General features: G+C 29.4%; 10 protein-coding genes. 8 read left to right on the top strand and 2 right to left on the bottom strand.

Annotated features, from left to right (window positions below):
• The first annotated feature begins 327 nt into the window (after positions 1-327).
• The 8 genes from ACJHWB_RS01825 to lpdA all read left to right on the top strand — a co-directional run bounded on the left by ACJHWB_RS01825 (position 328) and on the right by lpdA (position 17,883).
• On the top strand, positions 328-6,003 hold the full coding sequence (locus tag ACJHWB_RS01825; protein ID WP_483132805.1) for an SGNH/GDSL hydrolase family protein: 5,676 nt from the start codon (positions 328-330) through the stop codon (positions 6,001-6,003).
• A 103-nt stretch (positions 6,004-6,106) separates the two neighbouring features.
• A complete protein-coding gene (secA, locus tag ACJHWB_RS01820) occupies positions 6,107-8,827 on the top strand; it encodes a preprotein translocase subunit SecA (protein ID WP_483132804.1) in 2,721 nt (906 codons plus the stop codon).
• A gap of 570 nt (positions 8,828-9,397) precedes the next feature.
• The gene (locus ACJHWB_RS01815; RefSeq protein ID WP_483132803.1) at positions 9,398-10,630 is read left to right on the top strand and encodes a hypothetical protein; all 1,233 of its coding nucleotides are present in this window, start codon (positions 9,398-9,400) and stop codon (positions 10,628-10,630) included.
• A gap of 207 nt (positions 10,631-10,837) precedes the next feature.
• On the top strand, positions 10,838-12,736 hold the full coding sequence (locus tag ACJHWB_RS01810) for a hypothetical protein (protein WP_483132802.1): 1,899 nt from the start codon (positions 10,838-10,840) through the stop codon (positions 12,734-12,736).
• 244 nt (positions 12,737-12,980) lie between these two features.
• A complete protein-coding gene (pdhA, locus tag ACJHWB_RS01805) occupies positions 12,981-14,108 on the top strand; it encodes a pyruvate dehydrogenase (acetyl-transferring) E1 component subunit alpha (RefSeq protein ID WP_483132801.1) in 1,128 nt (375 codons plus the stop codon).
• The gene (locus tag ACJHWB_RS01800; RefSeq protein WP_483132800.1) at positions 14,108-15,097 is read left to right on the top strand and encodes an alpha-ketoacid dehydrogenase subunit beta; all 990 of its coding nucleotides are present in this window, start codon (positions 14,108-14,110) and stop codon (positions 15,095-15,097) included. Before pdhA ends, ACJHWB_RS01800 begins: the two co-directional genes overlap by 1 nt.
• Before the next feature lie 24 nt (positions 15,098-15,121).
• Positions 15,122-16,030 (top strand): 2-oxo acid dehydrogenase subunit E2, encoded by a 909-nt coding sequence (locus tag ACJHWB_RS01795; protein WP_483132799.1) that lies wholly within the window; start codon positions 15,122-15,124, stop codon positions 16,028-16,030.
• Positions 16,030-17,883, top strand: a complete 1,854-nt coding sequence (lpdA, locus tag ACJHWB_RS01790) for a dihydrolipoyl dehydrogenase (RefSeq protein ID WP_483132798.1) — start codon at positions 16,030-16,032, stop codon at positions 17,881-17,883. Before ACJHWB_RS01795 ends, lpdA begins: the two co-directional genes overlap by 1 nt.
• A gap of 1,370 nt (positions 17,884-19,253) precedes the next feature.
• Here the strand turns inward: lpdA and ACJHWB_RS01785 are convergent.
• Entirely contained in the window at positions 19,254-20,624 is a 1,371-nt protein-coding gene (locus ACJHWB_RS01785) for a hypothetical protein (RefSeq protein WP_483132797.1), read from the bottom strand.
• A gap of 453 nt (positions 20,625-21,077) precedes the next feature.
• Positions 21,078-21,218, bottom strand: a complete 141-nt coding sequence (locus ACJHWB_RS01780) for a hypothetical protein (protein ID WP_483132796.1) — start codon at positions 21,216-21,218, stop codon at positions 21,078-21,080.
• Positions 21,219-21,244: the final 26 nt, after the last annotated feature.

The following is a 21,244-nucleotide window of genomic DNA, read 5'->3' as shown; positions in this document are numbered from 1 at the left end:
AAATTTTTAATACTTTAAAATTACTAATAAATTATATTAAAATGCAAAGCGCACAATTATATACAAAAACAATTGAATTTTTTAATTCGCTATTTAAAGTCAAAAAGAATATCCAACTAAAATTGTGTAAGTGCAAATTTTTTCTGATATTAACTATAATTGCTTCGAAAGCAAAAATAGTGAAAGTATTTTCAATTTTTGAACTACAACAAAATGTTTACTTTCAACTCAACCCTATAGGTTAAATGAATTGTTTATTACATTAATTACAAATATTTAATATAAAAACATTTTTAAATAAAAAATTTAACTTAAATAGGAAAATTTATGAAAAAGAAAAAAGAGAAAAAATTTATTTTAAACAAATCTGTTAAAATGTTAATTGGAGCCACCATTATTGGTGCAGCCACATGTGCAGCAGTTGGTACTGCTTATACTATTCGTAAAAATGATAATAATCTTACAGTCAAAGAATTAGAATCAGTTAAATATGAAGACACACTAGTAAAAGAAATAAAATATTTGGCAATTGGTGATTCTTTAACTGCAGGTTTTAATTTAGATAGTGGTGTAGATTTGCGAGGTAACTTAGCAAATCAAAAAGTTAATGGATTGTCATACCCAGCTTTTTTTGCACAATTTTTACAACAAATCAATCCTAACTCTTTGGTTACTTTTGATAATTTAGCTCTTTCTGGTACAACTGTTAAAAATTGACTTTATTTATTAGAACCAGAAAATAGTACTTATAGCCAATATGATAAAACATTTTTAAAATATGCTAATAATATCGATAAATTAACCAATTCTCCCTATGGTAAACAAATTATTGATATTTTTGGTGATTTTGACTTAGCATCTTATCCTGCTTTTATAAATAAAATTAAAGAAGCTAATATTTTAAGTTTTACATTAGGTGCTAATGATTTAATTCAATCATTTAATTTTAACTATTTAGCCTCAGTTGAACAAAGTCCAACATCAAAAGCCTTGATAGGTAAAAAAATTCAATCAGATCTTAAAGAACAATTAATTCAAATTAAATCTAATTTGATTAAATTAATTAGCAAAATTAAACAAATTAATCCAAATCTAAAAATTAATTTGTTAGGTTATTATAAATTTAATAACATTATTATTAAATTTTTTGAACACTTGTTACAAAATGAATTAGGAATTCCTTTAGATTTTACTTCTAAAATAATTGTTGAACTTAATGAAGTAATTAAGGAAGCTGCTTCGATAGAAGATGTTAATTACATCGACACTTATAATTTGATTGACTGAGATGAAAATAAAGATTATGGATTAGATTTTGATATCCACCCTTCAGCTAAAGGTTATAAAAAAATTGCTCAGCAATTAATTTATAAATTAGCCCTTGATCCCAACAATGAAATTGAATTACCAAAAGCAGAAATTAATTTTTTACAACAAGACAAAAATTATTATTCTCGAATTTTAGATTTGGGTTCTAATCAAGAAATCACTTCAAAAATTAATGATGAAATAGTTGACAAAACTAGTGAATATGAAAATAATAACAAACAGGATTTGGCTAAATATAAGGGAAGTGCTTCAAATATTTTGCTTGCCTTCTTAAATTCGGGTGGTATTGCTGAACGTTGAGTTGTTGACTTTTTATCTCAAAGCACTGATTTTCAACCAATTGCCAAATTATTTTCTAGTTCAGACATAGAGGATTCAAAAGAATTTACAAAAAATTTTCTAACACAATTGATTCAAAGTCCTGTGCTTGATAAAATTTTAAGTGCATTTAAAAACTATATCGAAGATGTAAGTGCAAAAAATAATTGAAATACACTTGATTTTAGTTCAATAATCAATGGTATCACTCATAACTTTTTATTAGAAGGCGGTATACCAACTTTTATTAATTTTGCACTAAGCAATAAACAAATTTTTGAAAACAAAAAAGAGTTACAAGCTACACTTTTTCAAACAGTGTTTAGTAGTTCTTCAATTCAAGATCGAATTTTAGCTCTTTTTAGCAATGATGAGTCTAAATATGATGATTGAAGAGTTGTTTTTGATTTTGATTCAGTTAAAATCTTATTTAACAAAGCTATTGATGAGTTATTAGAAAGTGCTAATGAGTATAAAGATTTAACTAGTTTTTCTGACTTAATTACTACATTTTCAAAAAAACAAACTAATAAAAACATAATTGTTGAATTTGCTAAAAGTTTTATTCACGATGCTTTAAAACAAGAAATTTTTACAACATTACTAGTTAATTTAGTTGATAAAAATTTGAATTTAAACTTTACAGAGCAAGATAAAAATAATATTGCAATCGCGCTGCTTGGTCTTGCTGACAACATTGTTGCTACAAAAACTTTTTCTAATCTTGTAAGCACAATTACTATTGGTTTGATGGATGGATTAAAAGAAATTCACTCACCACTAAACAAAGAAGAATTAAGTAATGTATTTGTTGCCACTTTTGCTCAAAAACTTCAGAAGTTTTTTAGCAATAAAAACAACTTATTTACATTAGTTCAAGACTTATTGACTAGTGAATTGAGTGAAAATCAAGTTGAACTTCTAGCAAAGTTAGCACAAAAAGTTAGTCCTTTGATTTCTAGTTTGCAATTATCTAGTTTTTACAATGTAAATTCTTCTAATTTTGAAGTTGCCAAAATTATTTTTGATAGTGCCAAAGAGTTTTTGCAACAAAATAATTTTGATCAATTTAATCAATTATTTAAAAAAGCATTAAAAGACTTTTTCATTACAAACCGGACACACTACCAAAATGCCACTGATTTTGATAGTTTTATTTTTCAATTAGCAGCTAATAATGCAGATGAAATTAAAACTATTATTTATAATTTTATTGCTCAACAAGCGCGAGTTGAAAAATTCAACACTGCCTTAACCCAGCTTTTATCTAGTTTTCTAGACCACTTTGGATATTCGGATAAAACTAAATCCACAGTATCCAAAATTACCACTAGATTACTAACTGATTTTGCAAAACAATGAAGTCAAGCGGATGGAAATATTAGTCAACTAGATGATAATATTATTGTATTTTTGGTAGAACAATTTGCGACTCAAATGAAGCGATATGTGACTTCTAATCAAGAAAAACAAGCAAGTTATAGTGAGTTTGCAAGCACAACTGTCACAAATTCATCAACAAATAGCGAACAAAGTGAATATTTAAAACTTAAAGGAAAATTGAATTTTGATGACTTTTTAAAAAGTTTTGCTGCTAATATTTTTGCAAATCAAGATGTTTTTTATAAGTTTTTAAAATCATTTGCCAAGATTTTTGATTCAAATAATAACAATTCAACAAGCATCACTACCTCTGAACTAGCTGAGACTATTTTTGAAATTTTAAACTCTAGACCAATTGTAGAATATTTTAAAAATACTATAAAATTTAGTGATTCTCATCCAACTCTTAATAAAAAAATAAGTGATTTACTTGAAAAATTCATTAAATCCGAACAATTGCGCAATTTATTAAATGCTGGTGTTAATTTTGTTCTTAACAAAGATCATTTAAATAGATATAAAACTTTAGCATCTCTTTTACTAGCTTTTGTAGAAGAAAATCGCGAACTTGTTAATGATGCAGTTGCCTTTTTCGTTGGAGATCCTGAAATTGCTGGGGATTTAGATAGAATTGTTGACGAACTTTTGAGAATTAACTCTATTAATTTAAAATCTGAAAACCTAGATACTTTAAAAACAATATTTAAAGATTTTATTGAACAAACTAAGCGTTCAATTCAATTTAAAAATGAAGAAAAAGCAAAATCACAAGCATCTAATGGAGATAGGGCAGCTGTTGAACCAACCCAGTATGTATACAATCCATTTACAGTAGGCACAATTATTTCATTAGTAACCTCTTCATTTTTTGAACAAGATAAACAAAATTTAAATGATAATATTAACTTATTATTAACTAATTTAATTTATGATATTAGTAATATTTATTTTGAAAAACCAGAACAGCACAAAATTCAAATTAAAAATCTTTTAGACTTATTAAAAGATTTTGCAAGCACTGATTTTTTTAAAAACATTTTAAACAAAAAAATGGGTGAACAAAAAGGGCAAAATTTAAGTCAATTAATCAAGGAAATATTATCTAGTCCATCAACTCAAACTTTTGCTCAAAAGTTTTTTGAGTTAGTTGCTAAACACACTAAAGAAGTAATTGGCAATCAAAGAAAAAATTCATTTGAAATTTTTGCTTTAGTTTTTAAAGATAAAGAATTTCCAAAAATTTTAGCTGACTTTGTAAATGGATTTAATGAAAACAATATTGCACCTTTAATCAAGGATTCAATTAATAATTTGTTGAGTGTTTCCTTGAAAGAAACACAAATAGTTTCATTAATAAAATGACTAAAACTAATATTAAATAACAACACTGATGGTAATGTTCACTATTACGAGGATAGTCAGCATTCATTAATTAGCAAAATAAGTTTAATTTTTAGCAAGTTTTTTGAACAAATTGGCGAAGATAAGCATTTAGATGTATCAATTTTAAAAAACGAGTTTAGTTCTGAAGAATTTATAGTTAATTTAATTAAACAAATTGCATCTTCAATTAAATTAACCACATCACAAGAAGATAAGGAAAATATCGGCCAACTGATTATTGCTATTTTAAATTCAAGCATAATTCAAAATAGCATTGATGAGTTAGATTTATCAAGTGTTACCAACTTTGCCCACGTAAGCAACGCGCAGATAGCTATAAAATCATTTATAAAAAAGGCTATTGTGCAACCAGGTAATGCAACATTTATTGCGAACATAATTGACACTATTTCTAAAAATCTTAGCAAATACAACAGTGTCAACACTATTGCTGAGTTAATTAAACAACTTATCAGAGATAATAAATCTATAATAAAAGAATATCTATGACAATTAGTGGATTTTGCAATCAATGATGATGCAATGGCAAAAGTTTTTGCAGAAGTTATTGCTAGTCAATTAAAATTAACTCAATACTCAATGACAGATGAGGATTATAAAAAAATTAGTAATTTTCTAAGAGCTTTTATTGATAAAGGAGATTCATCGCAAATTATTAATAAGCTTTTAGATGTTGTAGTTGATAAACTTGGAGAAATAAACAGTTTTGATGCTAACTTTTTTACAACACTATTTAGTTCCATTTCAAGCAAGTCAATATTTGATAATTTTGATTTTGTGGTTAAGATTTCTGATGAGTTTGAAAATGAAAAGCATAGATCCTGAAAACAATTGGATGGTAAACAAGGATCAGCATTATTTAATGGTAAGGTTTTTGCAGATTTTTTTGACACTATTTTAACTAAAGCACCAGAGTGAAATAGTAAAAACAAGGATGCTAACTCGCCAATTTTAGATGCTTTAAATAAAATTCCATATGTAGGATTGAACTTAAGCAAAATAATATTTGGTGGAGGGGTTGATAAAGCTCAGGAGTCACAATTATCAGCTATTGCTAACATTTTTGCGCAAATTTATTTTGGGGATTCAAATGCTAATATAACTTACAGCAATTTTAGTCAATCCACTCAAGGGAGAACACTTTATCGATTTTTACTAATTATCTTGCTTTATGTTTATGACAATCAAATCAAAAAGCACTGAACTCGTGAAACAGCTTTTTATAACGATGGTGGAGTTTTCAAACCAGAATCAGCAAGTGCTAAAATTTTCAAAGCACTTAAAGCAGCACTACCAAAAGGCAAAGAAAACTTTAAAGCACAGTACGAAAAATTTATAAATGATTTGCCAGGCACACCAATTCAACATTCATCATGATGGAAAACCACTTGATATGACAATTCAAATGTTAAATTAAGTGATATGCTAACTATGATTTATTATGAAGATGAGAAAAATCGCTTTGAAGGTGTTACCAGACAAGAAAGATTAAAAGACCAGGTTTTACAACAAATCAGAGATGGATTTTTCAATACTCTAGCCGAAGAGGAATTAAAAGGAATTAAATAACTAAAAAAATAAATTATAAAAAGTTATAATTTAAATAAAAACAATTAAGATTTATTGAATCTTAGTGTTTTTATTTAATTGGTCTATAATATAAGGCGAAAATATGAAAACAAATTTTTTTAAAACCTCTTCAGAGATGCGTTTAGCATACCGTCTTTTAAAACAAATTAATGCTAAGCGTTCTGTTTATGCAGCGATGACTGACTCTGAACTTTCAGGACAAACCTACCAGTTTAGATTAAAATTAGCTCAAGGAGCAACCCTTGAAGACATCAGGGTTGATGCTTTTGCAGTTGCTCGTGAAGCAACTAAAAGGGTTTTGGATAAAAATCCTTATGATGTTCAAATTTTAGGTGGACTAATTTTGGACATGGGTTCAGTTGCGGAAATGAAAACAGGTGAAGGTAAGACCATTGCTTCAATTGCACCAATTTATTTAAACGCGCTTAAAGGTGAAGGTGTTATTGTTTCAACTGTTAATGAATATTTGTCTGAACGTGATGGGCTTGATAATGGAAAAGTCTTTAATTTTTTAGGTCTTAGTGTCGGAATTAACAAAGCTGGACTTGACAACAACACAAAACGACTTATGTATGCCGCCGATATTACCTATTCAATCCACTCTGAACTTGGTTTCGATTACTTGCGTGATAATATGGTTTTTAGCAAAGCTGAAAAAGTTCAACGTTCACTCAATTTCTGTCTAATTGACGAAATTGACTCAATTTTAATTGATGAGGCAAAAACCCCACTTATTATTTCAGGGGGAAAAAATTTGAATCCTGGAGATTACATTTCAGCTAATAATTTCGTAAAAACTTTGGTAAACGAAGACTTTTACATTGATGAAGAAACCAAAGGAATCAAACTTAATGATCAAGGGATTGACAAGGCTAATCAATTTTTCCATACTCGTAATCTCTATGAAATTAGCAATTCTGAACTTGTACACAGAATTCAAAACGCTTTGCGTGCCAACAAAGTTATGAAAAAAGATGTTGAATACATTGTTAGGGATGGTAAAATCGAATTAGTTGATCAATTTACTGGCCGGATTATGGCTGGTCGTTCATATTCTGAGGGTCTTCAACAAGCTTTACAAGCCAAAGAAGAAATCGAAATTGAACCAGAAACCAAAACACTAGCAACCATCACTTATCAAAACTTTTTCCGTTTATTTAAAAAACTTTGTGGAATGACAGGAACTGCCAAAACTGAAGAACAAGAATTTATTGATGTTTACAACATGCGTGTTAACCCAATCCCACCTAACAAACCTGTTATTAGAAAAGATGATAAAGACTTGATTTTTGGTTCTATGCATGCCAAAAATCAAGCAATTATTGCCGAAGTTGAAAAAATTCATGCCACTGGTCAACCAATTTTAATTGGGACAGCCCAAGTTGCCGAATCTGAAACCTTATCTGAAATGCTTGGACGCAAAGGACTTGTGCACACTGTTTTAAATGCAAAGCAAAATGAATCAGAAGCTGAAATTATTGCTCTTGCAGGACAAAAAAATGCCATCACTATTGCTACCAATATGGCTGGTCGCGGAACCGACATTAAATTAGGAGCTGGTGCTTTAGAACTTGGAGGACTCTATATTTTAGGAACCGACAAGGCTGAATCACGTCGTATTGACAACCAGTTGCGAGGGCGTGCTGGTCGTCAAGGTGATGTTGGTTATTCGAAGTTTTTTATTTCAATTGAAGACCAATTGCTTCGTCGTTTTTCAAACTTTGAAGCAATTTATCAAGCTTATCATAATGATTCGCTTGAACCAATTAAAGGTAAATATATTCACTCAGCACTACTTAGTGCGCAAAAGAAAATCGAAGGATTTAACTTTGATATGCGTAAAAGTGTGCTTAGTTATGATGATGTTATTCGTCAGCAAAGGGATTTAATTTATACTCAACGTAATATTTTGCTTGAAATTAACAACTTTGACCACTTTATTAAACGAATGATAGTGCGAGCTGTTGATATTATTTTGGGTTATGACTTTATTTTACTTGCTAACAATGAAATTCATTATCCAAATTTAATTACCTATTTAAATGATAATTTAAGTCGAATTAGTCATTACGACTTTAGTGAACTAAACTTGCAAAAATATCCTTATGGTGAAATTCAAAAAGTTTTAGTTGCTCAAATTGAAAAACTCTATTTTGAGCAACTTCAAGTTGAACTTAAACAAAATTTAGGGGAAACCTACTATGAAAATGAACGCTACATTATTTTAAGTTCACTTGATAACCATTGACAAAATCACATTGATACTATTGATAAATTGCGTTCATCTGCAAATTTAGTGCAGTATTCACAAAAAAATCCTTACCAGATTTTTACTGAAGAATCAACTAAAAAGTTCAATATTTTAATTGCTGAAAGTGCTTATCAAGCAGTTGTTTCACTTTTTAATAACACCAATGCTCGCAAAATCGTTTATAACGAATATGTGCTCTCAAATGGTGAAGTTGTTTCTTTTGCAGATGATACTCCAGCTGAAGTGATTGAACAAATGATTCAAGACTATGAAGCTCAAATTGAAAATCAGCGTCAAATTAATTTATACAATTCTGAAGACTTTATTAATCAGCAACTTGAACAACTACAAATCAAACTTATTCAAGATGATCCAAATTCAGATTATCAAATTTGAGAGTTAAATTCTGGTCGTCAGGTACAAATTAAAAAAGAATTTAGTTTACAAGACAAACGTAGTATTTTAGTTTCAATTCATGAAGAAGAGTTAGCTAAATTAGAAGCCGCTAAACTAGAAGAGTCAAATAGTGATTCAATTTCAGATCAAGCCTAAATATTTGTTTATTCTCACAGCTTTACTTTTTTTAGTTGCCATCGTTGAATCTTGTTTGTACTTTTATTATTTTAAGCAAACTACTTTACCAACTTTTATTAGTCAAATTAGCACAAATTTGTTGGTTTTATTCACAATTATAATTGTGCCACTTGTGCCTAAATTTGCTAAGTTGTGATATCAAAATAGTTTTTGAACAGATTGGAAGTTTACTCGCGATATTTGTGCTGTTAAAACTAAAATTAACAAAGTTAATTTAATAATTGCTTTATTGCTTTATTTGTTGATTTTAACTTTTAGTGTTTATTTCATTTTTATTTTAAAACATCATTTTCTTCTATTTAGTCAGATACTTGCCTTTGGCTTGCTTGTAACCAGCCTTTATTACAAGTGGACTTATGTTTGTGCGAAAATCAAAAGATAAAAAAACAAACATTATTTATATAAAAAAATGTTTTTATGAATTTTTAAAAACATTTTTTGTCTTTAAAAATCCAAAAAAATCAAGATTTTATAGTATAATTAATTATTCGTGATTCGTAACAAAATGTTAATTCAAAAGGAGATGATATGACAAAAAGGAAAATGTTACTTTTAATTATTGGCTCACTAATCACTGTTTCAACAGCAATGGGAGTTGGTATTAATTATGCAATTGGTAATGGTTCTCAGGAATCCTCGACTTTTGATGGAATTGATACTACATCTCCGAATATAGCTAGAGATGATGAAGAAATTAATGTTATTGACAAAGATGCAAATCAAAAACCTTCAACTGCACCAGCCAAAGTTGAAATTAATGATAATCGAACAACTCAAAGTAAAAACAAAATAGATAATAAAGAGAAAAAGGATTTAGCCAAACCTAATAATAGTGCTCAAGTTGTTGTTCGAAAAAAAGACGGAACTGAGAATAATCAAAACACAGGTTCTCAATTGATAATAGGCGATACTTCTAAATTAGATTCATCTAAAAAAGATCAAGCAAAACCTAATGATAATGAATCTAAAACTGCTGTTGTGATAATTCCAAAAACTTATGATAACAATTTAAATAAACAACAAGACTCTACTCCTGCTCAATCGGAACCACAAGTTGTTGCAAAGATTGGTGTGAAAAATGAATCACAAGAGCAAAAAGAAGAACAACCAGTTGAAAATTCTGGTGCAACTACCAATCCATCACAACAAACCAATTCTGAAGATGAAAAAAATACAATAGTTTCAACTCCTTCACAAGAAAATAACGATGAGTCCAATTCTCAAGATTTAACTAGTGTTGATCCAAACAATAGTCAAGAAGCACAAGATAGTGATGGTGAAACTGAAACAATAGATTTAATAGATAATTCTTCAGAACAAGATTCAAATGATACACAACCAACTTTTACACAATCACAAATCACTGTTTTAAATGCTATTAATGATTTTAAAAATGTACAAAATTATACTGACCTTGAAGAATTTACAAAAACGCACACTATTAGACCCGATGAAGCAAGTTTATTTTTTGCAAATATTCCAAAAGAATGAATTCGAAATGCTCAAAAGCAAAATTTATTGAGAAGTTTTTGAAGAGATAATGTATATAAAATAAGTAATGATGAGGCGAGAAGAGCACTTTCAACTCCAGCTTATAGACAAGGTGAACAATACACCGAAAATCCAGATAATTGATTTAATAGAGAATTGCATTTAGCGGATACAGAGCAACTTAATGGCCAAATCATTAGTGGTGCCGACAGTTTTTTAGTAAAAGGAGTTCCTCCTAAACTTAAAGAAATAAATGATGGTACTCCATAATATTAATTAATCATTAATATTCATTAATTTATAAAACAAACAAAAAACATTAAAAATTTAATTAATTTTTAAACCAAATAAAAAAATCATTTTTTTGCTTTTTAATTTCATAAAAAAAATATAATTAACTTACTAGTGGCGTTAAAACAATGTCTCTAGTATTTTTTTAAATAAAAAAAAGATTTTATAAATTCAAGGGGCATATTAATGAAAACGAAACATATATTACTTTTAGGATTAGGCTCACTTACAGCCACAGCTGCTATCGCTACTCCAATAGCCTTAGTTAACTCTGATTTAAAAGGGAATAATCAAACCAAGATTATTGTAGGAACATCTGAAAGTGATTCTGTTACTCTAGAGGTTCCTTTTTCAGAAAAAATAAACTCAACTAAGGCATTTTTGACTTTAGTGCACGAAGGTCAAGAAGAACAAAGGGATGCAGACATCATTGCTGAAGATAAATTGGTTAAAGTAGTCTTGAAAAACCTCAAACCAAATACAAAGTATCAAATTAAACAAATCAAATTAGATGATAAAGTTATTAATCTTGAAAATCAAAATTTTTCAACTAAGGATAACACTTTAAATAAAGGTGTTATTATAAAGACTGAAGTAGATGATTCTAAAAAAACAGCTGAGACAACTAATGAAAATAAAGAGTCAAAAAATGCTGAAAATAATGAAAAACAAGAAAAAACAAACAAGCAAACAAATAATACTATAATCTCAGACAACAAAGAACAAAACAAAACACCTAATGTTGAATTATCACAACAAGGTGAAAAAAATGCTGAAGATAATAGTGCAAATAAACCAGAAGAACCAAAGGACCAATCAAATATTAGTGGTCCTTCATTTAGTAACTATGAAGAAAATAAAGTTAAATCTGACAGCCAAGACGCAAAAAAATCAGAAGAAAAAAATGGAGTTGAACTATCAAATACCGAACCATCACCAGTATTACCTAAAGAACCACAAAAAATTGAACAAAGTCCAAGTGATAAAGAAAATGAACAAATTCAAATAAGTGGCGATGGCACTTCTAACTCAGATGAACAACAATCTAAAACTAGCAAGGCAATTGAACCTACAACAGTTGATTCAAATCCAAGCAATACAAGCCAATCTCAAAACACTATACAAACAGAAACTCAACCCGATACTTCCGCTCCAACTAGTCAAGATAATGTTAGTTCATCTACTCAAGTAAGTAATCCAGATCAGGCGATAACATCAAATCAAGAAGCTCAGGTTGAACCTAATCAACAAACCGATAACAGTGTAACAATTAAAGTTGGTTATTGAAGAGTATATCAATATTCAACCAAGAAAAAACAACAAAAAAGAACAGAATCAATTGCAAAAGTAATTAAAGATTTGCAGTTGAATTTGATTGCAATTTCAGGCATTAGCCCAGGTAAGGATAATAATGGGCAAAAAATCGTTGATGAATTAAATAAAGGTGAGACTACAAATACATGATCTCAAATCACCAATGATTCAAAGTCAAAAACTCAAAAATCTAAAATAGCTTTTATTTATAATACTAATTTTTTAAAAATAAATCCTGAGACTGAAAAAATTAAAACAAGTAACATAGATGATTCTAAGTACATCCTCAAACCCGTTTCATTAAAATTTGAAACAAATAATCACAAAACATTTAGTTTAGTAAGTTCAATTTTTCTTCCATCTAAGTCTAAATCAAGCAATGATGTAGAATTTGAAACAACAAGATTAGAACAAAAGGTTAAAACTAAAAACAAAGACCAACAAGTAGAAGAATTAGAAAATTTGATTTCTGAATTAACAGAAACTGAAAAAAATGTAATTTTTATAGGTGATACAAATGTTTTTTCCGAAAGCTCAGAAGAAAACTTACCTCTTAACAATTTTGAATCTTGATTTAAAGAACCAACTTTAATAGATACTAATAAATCGATTTATACTAAAAAAGATGTTACTATTTTTACTAAAAAAAATGCAGATTTTATTGTTGAAAATCCAAAACGTTTTGATTTTATTAAATTTTTAAAAGATAATAATTTAACAGATAAACAAACAAAACAAGCTCCCGTCTACATTGATTTAAAATTCAATTAAACTACTATTTTTTTAATAAAAACTATAAATAAAAAGGTTGTAAAATTTTAAAATTAATTTACAACCTTTTTTCATTTTCTAAAAAAGAAAAATGTCTTTCAAAAAACAAGTAAACAAATAATTTTGTGCTATACTTTTAATTATAATTAATAGTAACAGGGGTGCACTTAGCTGAGAAATACTCTTATTAGTTGAACTAGATAATACTAGCGTAACGAGTTTGCTAACAATTCAAAGGAGACCCATGACTAAATTAAGATTTATAAAACCTGATACTCTAATGACAAATCCAAACGAAATGATTCGTTTTTTAGATGTAAATGGTGATTTACTTAAAACAACAGTTGTAGGTAAACTTGACGAGAAAAAAGACATAACCTTAACAAAAGAACAAATTAAAAAAGGTTATGAGTTTATGGTTCTTTCACGTCAACAAGATACTTACATGACTCAATTACAACGTCAAGGAAGAATGCTAACTTTTGCACCTAACTTTGGTGAAGAAGCTCTTCAAGTTGGTGCTGCAATGGCAATGACTAAAGAAGACTGATTTGTACCAGCGTTTCGTTCAAATGCAGCAATGCTTTATCTTGGTGTGCCAATTTTAAACCAATTAGTTTACTGAAATGGTAGTGAACGTGGAAATGTGATGCCAGAAGGTGTTAATGTTTTACCTATTAACATTCCAATTGCAACACAAATTTCACATGCAGCAGGAATTGCTTATGCTCAAAAATTAACAGGTAAAAAAGCGATTGCTGTTACTTTCATCGGAAATGGTGGAACAGCTGAAGGTGAATTCTATGAAGCAATGAACTTTGCAGCAATTTGAAAATGACCAGTTGTTATTTGTGTTAACAACAACCAATGAGCTATTTCAACTCGTAATGAGCAAGAAAATGCTGCTCCAACAATTGCAGCTAAAGCACTTGCAGCTGGAATTCCAGGAATTCGTGTTGATGGAAATGACTTATTAGCTTCTTATGAGGCTATGAAAGAAGCTGCTGAATATGCTCGTAGTGGTAATGGACCAATTTTAGTAGAATTTGTGACTTGACGTCAAGGTGTTCACACTTCATCTGACAACCCAAGAGTTTACCGTACAGAAGAAGAAGAAAAAGAGCATGAAAAATGAGAACCAATGCACCGGATTGAAAAATACATGCTTGACCGTAAAATTATTACTGAAAAAGAAAAAGAAAAACTTTGAGAAGATTCACTTGAAACTGTTAAAAAAGCTTATGAACAATCACTTGTGGGAATTGAGTCAACAATTGATGAGGTCTTCGACCACACCTATGCTGAACTAACTCCTGAGTTAGTTGAACAAAAAGCAGAAGCTATCAAATTCTTTGGAAAGGGGAATAAATAATGGCAGACGACAAAAAAATCGCTCTTAACAATATTGGAGCTGTAACAAACGCACTTGAATTAATGATGGCAAAAGATAGTCGTGTTGTGCTATGAGGTGAAGATGCCGGATTTGAAGGTGGAGTTTTTAGAGCAACCGAAGGTTTACAGAAAAAATTTGGAGTAGAACGTGTTTTCGATGCTCCTATTGCTGAAGCTTCTATTGCTGGAGTAGCGATTGGAGCAGCTATTGCTGGGCTTCGTCCAGTTGTTGAAATGCAATTCCAAGGATTCTCATATCCAGCATTCCAACAAATGTTTACTCATGCTGCGCGTTACCGTAACCGTTCACGTTCAAGATTTACTGTGCCAATGGTTATGAGAATGCCAATGGCTGGTGGAGTTCGTGCTCTAGAGCACCACTCCGAAGCAATTGAAGCACTTTTTGCTCACATTCCAGGACTAAAAGTGGTTATGCCATCAACTCCTTATGACACTAAAGGACTTTTGATTGCTGCAATTAATGACCCAGATCCAGTTATTTTCTTAGAACCTAAAAAAATCTACCGTGCTTTCAAACAAGAAGTGCCAGAAGGTATCTACGAAGTTCCAATTGGTAAAGCAGCAGTTGTTAAACCAGGTAAAGACCTTACCATTGTAACTTATGGAGCACAAGTTCACGAAAGTATTGCAGCTATCAAAGATGAAGCACTTGCTAAATACGACATTGAACTAATTGATTTGCGTACTATAAAACCTCTTGATGCTGAAACAATCATTGAATCTGTTAAAAAAACAGGAAAAATCTTAGTTATTCACGAAGCTGTTAAATCATTTTCAGTTTCAGCTGAAATCATTACTTTAGTAAATGAAAAAGCTTTTGATTACTTAGATGCCCCTCCTGCTCGTTTAACTGGATATGACATCACTGTACCACTTGCAAAAGGTGAAAATTTCCATGCTATTAGCAAAGAAAAAATTGTTGCTAAAGTTAAAGAGATTTTAGGTTAATAATAATTAAAGATAGGATTATATATGGCTAAAATTTTTGCATCACCAAAAGCCAAAGCAATGGCTAAAGCACATAATTTAGAACTAGCTAGCATTCCTTTTAGTGGTATTAGAATGACTAGTGTTGATGTTCAAAACTTCTTAAATTCAGGAGCAAAACCAGCACCTGCTGCGCAACCTCAAGTTGCTGCTCCAGCTGCAGCACAAGCTGCTGCAACTCCAAAACCAGTTTTATTTGGAACTCGTGAAAAAGTTGCACCTATTCGTAAAGCAATTGCAAAAGCAATGCGTAATTCATGAGACTCTGTTGCTTATGTTAACTTAGTAAATGAAATTGATGTTACTGCTTTATGAAAACTTCGTTCAACTATTGTTGAAGATGTAGCAAAAGCTAGTGGAGTTAAAATTACCTTCTTAGCATTTATTGCAAAAGCAATTACTATTGCACTTCATGAGTATCCAATTATTGCAGCTAAATATGACGATGCAACTCAAGAAATCGTTTATCCAACTGGAATCAATTTAGGATTTGCTGTTGACACTGAAGCTGGACTTATGGTTCCAGTTATCAAAAATGCTGACAAACTTTCAATTGTAGAATTAGCTAGTGAAATTTTAAGACTTGCTAAAGCAGCTCGTGACCGTAAAATTAAACCAGCTGAAATGCAAGGTGCTGACTTTACTATTACAAACTATGGTTCAGTTGGTTCTCTTTATGGAGTTCCAGTTATCAACTATCCAGAATTAGCAATTGCTGGAGTTGGAGCAATCGTTGATCGTGCTTTAATTCAAAATGGTCAAGTTGTTGCTGGTAAAGCAATGCACTTAACAGTTGCTGCTGACCACCGTTGAATCGATGGAGCAACTATTGGACGTTTTGCAGGACGTGTTAAAGAATTACTTGAAAAACCTCAAATTTTAGGAGTTCTCTAATGTATAAGTTTAAGTTTGCTGATATTGGAGAAGGACTCCACGAAGGAGTTGTTGGAGAAATCTATCACAAAGAAGGTGATATGGTTAAAGAAGGTGATTCACTTTTCTCAGTTGAAACTGATAAAATCACTACAGACATCCCTTCCCCTAAAACAGGTAAAATTGTTAAAATTTTAATGGCTGCTGGAGATACTATCCATGTTGGTCAAGAAATTTACCACATCGATGACGGTAGTGGCGACTCAGCTGAAGCTGAATCTGCTCCATCACCTACAGCTACTCAGGCAAAAGCTGAAGCACCTGCTGAAGCTGGAGCTAGTGTTGTTGGTGAAGTTAAAGTAAGTAATGACTTACTTGACTTTAGTAATTGAGCAACTACTCCATCAACACCTAAAGCTGAAGCGGCACCTGCTCCTAAAGCAGAAGTTGCTGCGCCAACTAATCAAATTCAAGATAGTTATAGTGGGAAAGTTGATGAAGAATTTGATGCTATTGTTATTGGGTCAGGGCCAGGTGGTTATCTAGCAGCTTCTGAAATCGGTGCTCAAGGTCTTAAAGTTCTTATTGTTGAAAAAGAATACTGAGGTGGAGTTTGTTTAAATGTTGGCTGCATTCCAACCAAAGCTCTTTTAAAAACTAGTGAAGTTGCTCACTATGTAGCACACGCTGAAGAATATGGGCTTGAAGGTAAATCTTCACTAAAACCTAATTGAAAAAAAATGCATGAGCGTAAAGCTCAAGTTGTTGGCAAACTTGTTGAAGGTGTTAAAGCCATCGTTCGTGGAGCCAAAGCTAAATCTATTGAAGGAACAGCTAAATTCTTAAGTGCTAAAACTATTGAAGTTGCTGGTAAAGTTTACCGTGGTAAATATATGGTCTTAGCAAATGGTTCAACTGACCGTAAATTAGATCTGCCAGGATTTGCAGATGGATATGCATCTGGTGCTGTGCTTACTTCAAAAGAAGCTATTAACTTAGCCGATAAACCTAAATCACTTGTGATTGTCGGTGGTGGAGTTATTGGAGTTGAATTTGCGCAAGTTTTTGCAAGTGCAGGAGTACAAGTTACTATTTTACAAAACCTTGACCGAGTACTTGCTAACTTAGATGCTGATATTTCTAAAGAAATTACTGCTAAATTAAAAGAGTTAGGTGTTGAAATCATCACTAACTCACAAGTTGTTGCTTATGAAAAAGGTCAAGTTGTTTACCAAGTTGGTTCAGAACAACATAAAATTAAAGCCGAAAAAACTTTAGTAAGTGTTGGACGTATTCCAAATTCACAAGGACTTGCCGAAGTCGGTCTTAAACTAGGACAACGCCAAGAAGTTGTTGTTAATGAGTATTGCCAAACAAATGTTGAAGGTGTCTACGCTATTGGTGACATCGTTGGTCAAGCAATGTTAGCTCACGTGGCATATCGTCATGCAGTAATCACTGCAAGTCATATTGCAGGTAAAGCAGAAAAATACATTGACAAAACTGTACCATCATGTATTTACACTAGTCCAGAAATTGCCTCAGTTGGTTTAACTGAAGCACAAGCTAAAGAAAAAGGCTTTGACTTTGTAGTTGGTAAAATGGCTTTTGCCCACATTGGAAAAGCAATTGCTGGTGGAAACACAACTGGGTTTGCTAAACTAATTGTTGACAAACAATATGGTGAAATCATTGGAGCTCACATTGTTGGTGCAAATGCAACCGATATGATTAGTGAAATTATCGTAGCTATGGATGTTGAGACCACTGTTTACGAAATTGCCGCTGCAATTCACCCACACCCAACTTATAGTGAAATTATTTGAGAAGCAGCACGTAATGCTGTTGCTAAATTAGAAAAGATTAAAAAATAATCAAAAACTAAACAATATAACAAAAAATCCACTTATTTTACAAGTGGATTTTTTGTTATATTAAGTTTATTTTGTTAAAATAAAATAATTTAAAGGTTAGTAAAGTTTAGTTAGCAATTCTATTTATAAGATAAATGGAGATTCAAGTGTGAATTAATCTTTTCAGGGTCACAATTTCAACCACATGAAGATATAGCAAATTATCTAGATAAATTAAGAAAGATCCCTTCTCTAGATGATATTATAGCCAATTAATCTCACACTGTCTTAAGAGATCAAATTGTTCTTAAAAATTTACTATAATTCAAACTTATTGTGCTATAATAATAACATATACGCTCGGATGAGTTTCTCTTATATGTTGTCTTAGTCTGATAGGCAAATTAGTTTAGTGATACAAGTTATCAAAAACTCATTTGTATAAACCACTCTATATTTGTAGAGTGGTTTTTTTATACTAACTTTTATAATGTTTCAGTAAAATTTAGTTACAAAATTTAATTACCTTTTAAATTTTATTTAGTAAAATCAATGCATATATACAAAAAACAAATAAAAAATTAGATTTTAAGGATAATAAATTAAAAGATTCGGATTTAACCTGTGAAAGTAATGATTTAAATTATGCACATGATAAATTTTATCAACTTTATGAATTAGGTTTAGGATTTGAAAAATTCAAATCATTGCATACAACTTCAGACGGCAAGCCTTTGTTTGATTTTAATTGATTAGAACAAAATTTGAATCATTTGTGCAGAAACTAAAGAGCAAGAAGAAAGATATAACAAACGCTTAGAAAAATTGAAAGCAGAATCCAAAGCAAGAAAAATGAAAATGTAATTAAAATTACAAGATAGTTTATTAATGCAGTTTTTACTATATTTGTCACCACTTTAGCTATTAGTTCTATTTTCCTCACTTTGTACTTAACGATATAAATTAACAAAAGAGAATAATTGTATTAACAAATAATTAGTTCATTACAGTTCAAAAACATTTAAAGTACTATTTATCTAAACTATTCTAATCCTATTTCTTGATTGCAAAAAGATTTCATAAACTTATTCTGCTAAAAAGTTTAAATTGTTATTTTTAAAAATTGTAAATTAATCAAGAAAAGAAAATACTCTTACCATATGTAAGATAACCTACATATTTGTAAGAGTATTTTCTTTCAAGTAAAAATGTTTTCAATGGTTAATTTATAAAATATAAATAGTCCATCCATAAACAAATTTACCCCCACTAATAACATAATTTCTTATATTATTAGTAAGAACTCATCCGAGCATTGTCAATTTGCTTATATTGTAACACATTTTTTTAAAAAAAATATTTTTTTCACTTTTTTTTTTTTTTTTTTTTATTTAACCAAATATTTCTTGTATATTTTTTATTTTTTTAATTTCTTTAAAGTAATTGCTAATGTTCTGTTCTGGCTCTAATATTATTTTACTAACTTTTATTATTTTATTACCTTTTATTATTTTTTTACCTTTTAATTTTTTTAATGTTATTTTAAAAGTGAAACATGGCAATTCAATATTGTTTATTTCAATATACCAGCTATTATCAGGTTTATTACCATATGAATCTAAATAAATCATTATTTTTTGCTTATTTTTTCGATATTCTGAAATAATTTTATCAATTACCAATTCATCTCTATGTTTAAAAAGAAAAAATAAAATAGAGTGATTGTGTGCAATAGAATTTCTTAACTTAACTATAAAGTTTAGAAATCCTTCCAAACTTTTAGCTTTTTGCTTAATTTCAAATTTTGTTGCTTTAGGAGATTTTAAGTATTCAAAAAAATCATTGAAATATGATATTTCTAATAAATCTTTGAATATTTCTCTTAGATTATTGGATTTATAAAAATTTAAAATTATAAAGAAAAATAGTGGTTTGATTTTTCCAAAACTCAAATTATTAATGTCTATTCAAATATAGTGACTCATATTGTTGTAGGTTTTAAGATTAAGATCATTTTGTATATTTTCTTGAATCTCTTCAATTGGAATAGAACCTGACTTCATGTTTTGTAAATTTTCTTTACCAAAAATTTGTCCTAAATATGATTCTGATAATTTTTGTATTGATGTAACTTTTGAATTATTTGGATCTATTATTGTATTTTTATTTCATCATTGTTCATTTTTGATGGATTTGAATAAAAAGAATAATCAATCAGTATCATTAGTATGATTTTCTATAAACATCTCTTTGCTAATAATACTTGCTAATGTTGTTTTCAAAAATCTTTCAATAAAATATAATTTTGAAAACAATAGTTGACTAATTTGAATATCTTTTTTTATAAGATCATTAATGCTTTTTAAATCTCTATTTAAATTTAAGATTTTTATTTTTTTCTTATTTAAATAATAATCCTGCTTGGACATTTCTTTTCATAATTTACCATATTCTATTGAAAAATTTTTAGTTACATTTTGATCATTGTTCACTTGGGGAGAATGTGGTTGATTTTTCACTTGAGAAGAATATGGTTGAAGGTTTGTCTTTAAATATTTAAAAATTTCTTTGGTTAAATTATAAGCTACATTTTTCTTATTATAATTTATAAACAGAGCTTTAATAGGGACTATATAATTAGAGTATCCGAGAATACGCAAATTCACTTTTAATAATTTTAAATCTTCTTCTTTGTTATTTATGAAAAATTTTTCTGAAATTTTTTCTATTTGTTGATCTAAATTTAAATGCTTATTTGACATTTTTTTCCTTATTTTTTAAATGTTTTGAATTTTTTTAGAATATTGCTTCACATAATTTGGCAACATTGAAATGAAATTTGACATAAACAAAGAAAAATAGATACTATCTCCATTTTTCTTTGTGGACCATGCATTAATCCCAATGGAAATGCAAGTATAGCATTTTCATATTCATTATTTGTCTTTCAATTTAAACCCAATCTATCTCTTAAAAATAAAATTTGGTGAAGTTAGTTTTGGAATAATATATAAGCATTTATTCAAACTGATTTCAATTAATTATTTTATTTCATAATCAATATTTTTGTTCAATAACATTCAACATTTCCAATAAATTCTCTTTATTTATCTTAGAAATTTTAATTTTAGTTAGTACAAAACTATATGGATTTAAAACATTTCCTATAAAATTTCTTTTTAAAAATCTTGAACATATAGCAGTTGTGCCTCTTCCTAAAAAAAATTATCTATTACCAAATCATTTTCATTAGAATATTTAGTTATTAGATCGATAGGCACTTCAATAGGAAACATCACTAAATACAATGAAATAGAGCTTATTTTTTTAATATTTGTTATATCTTTAGTTTCCATAAAATTATAAAACCATAAATTTTTTA

This window comes from Mesomycoplasma sp. (assembly GCF_056854695.1).
This window is presented reverse-complemented; position numbering and strand designations above follow the sequence as displayed.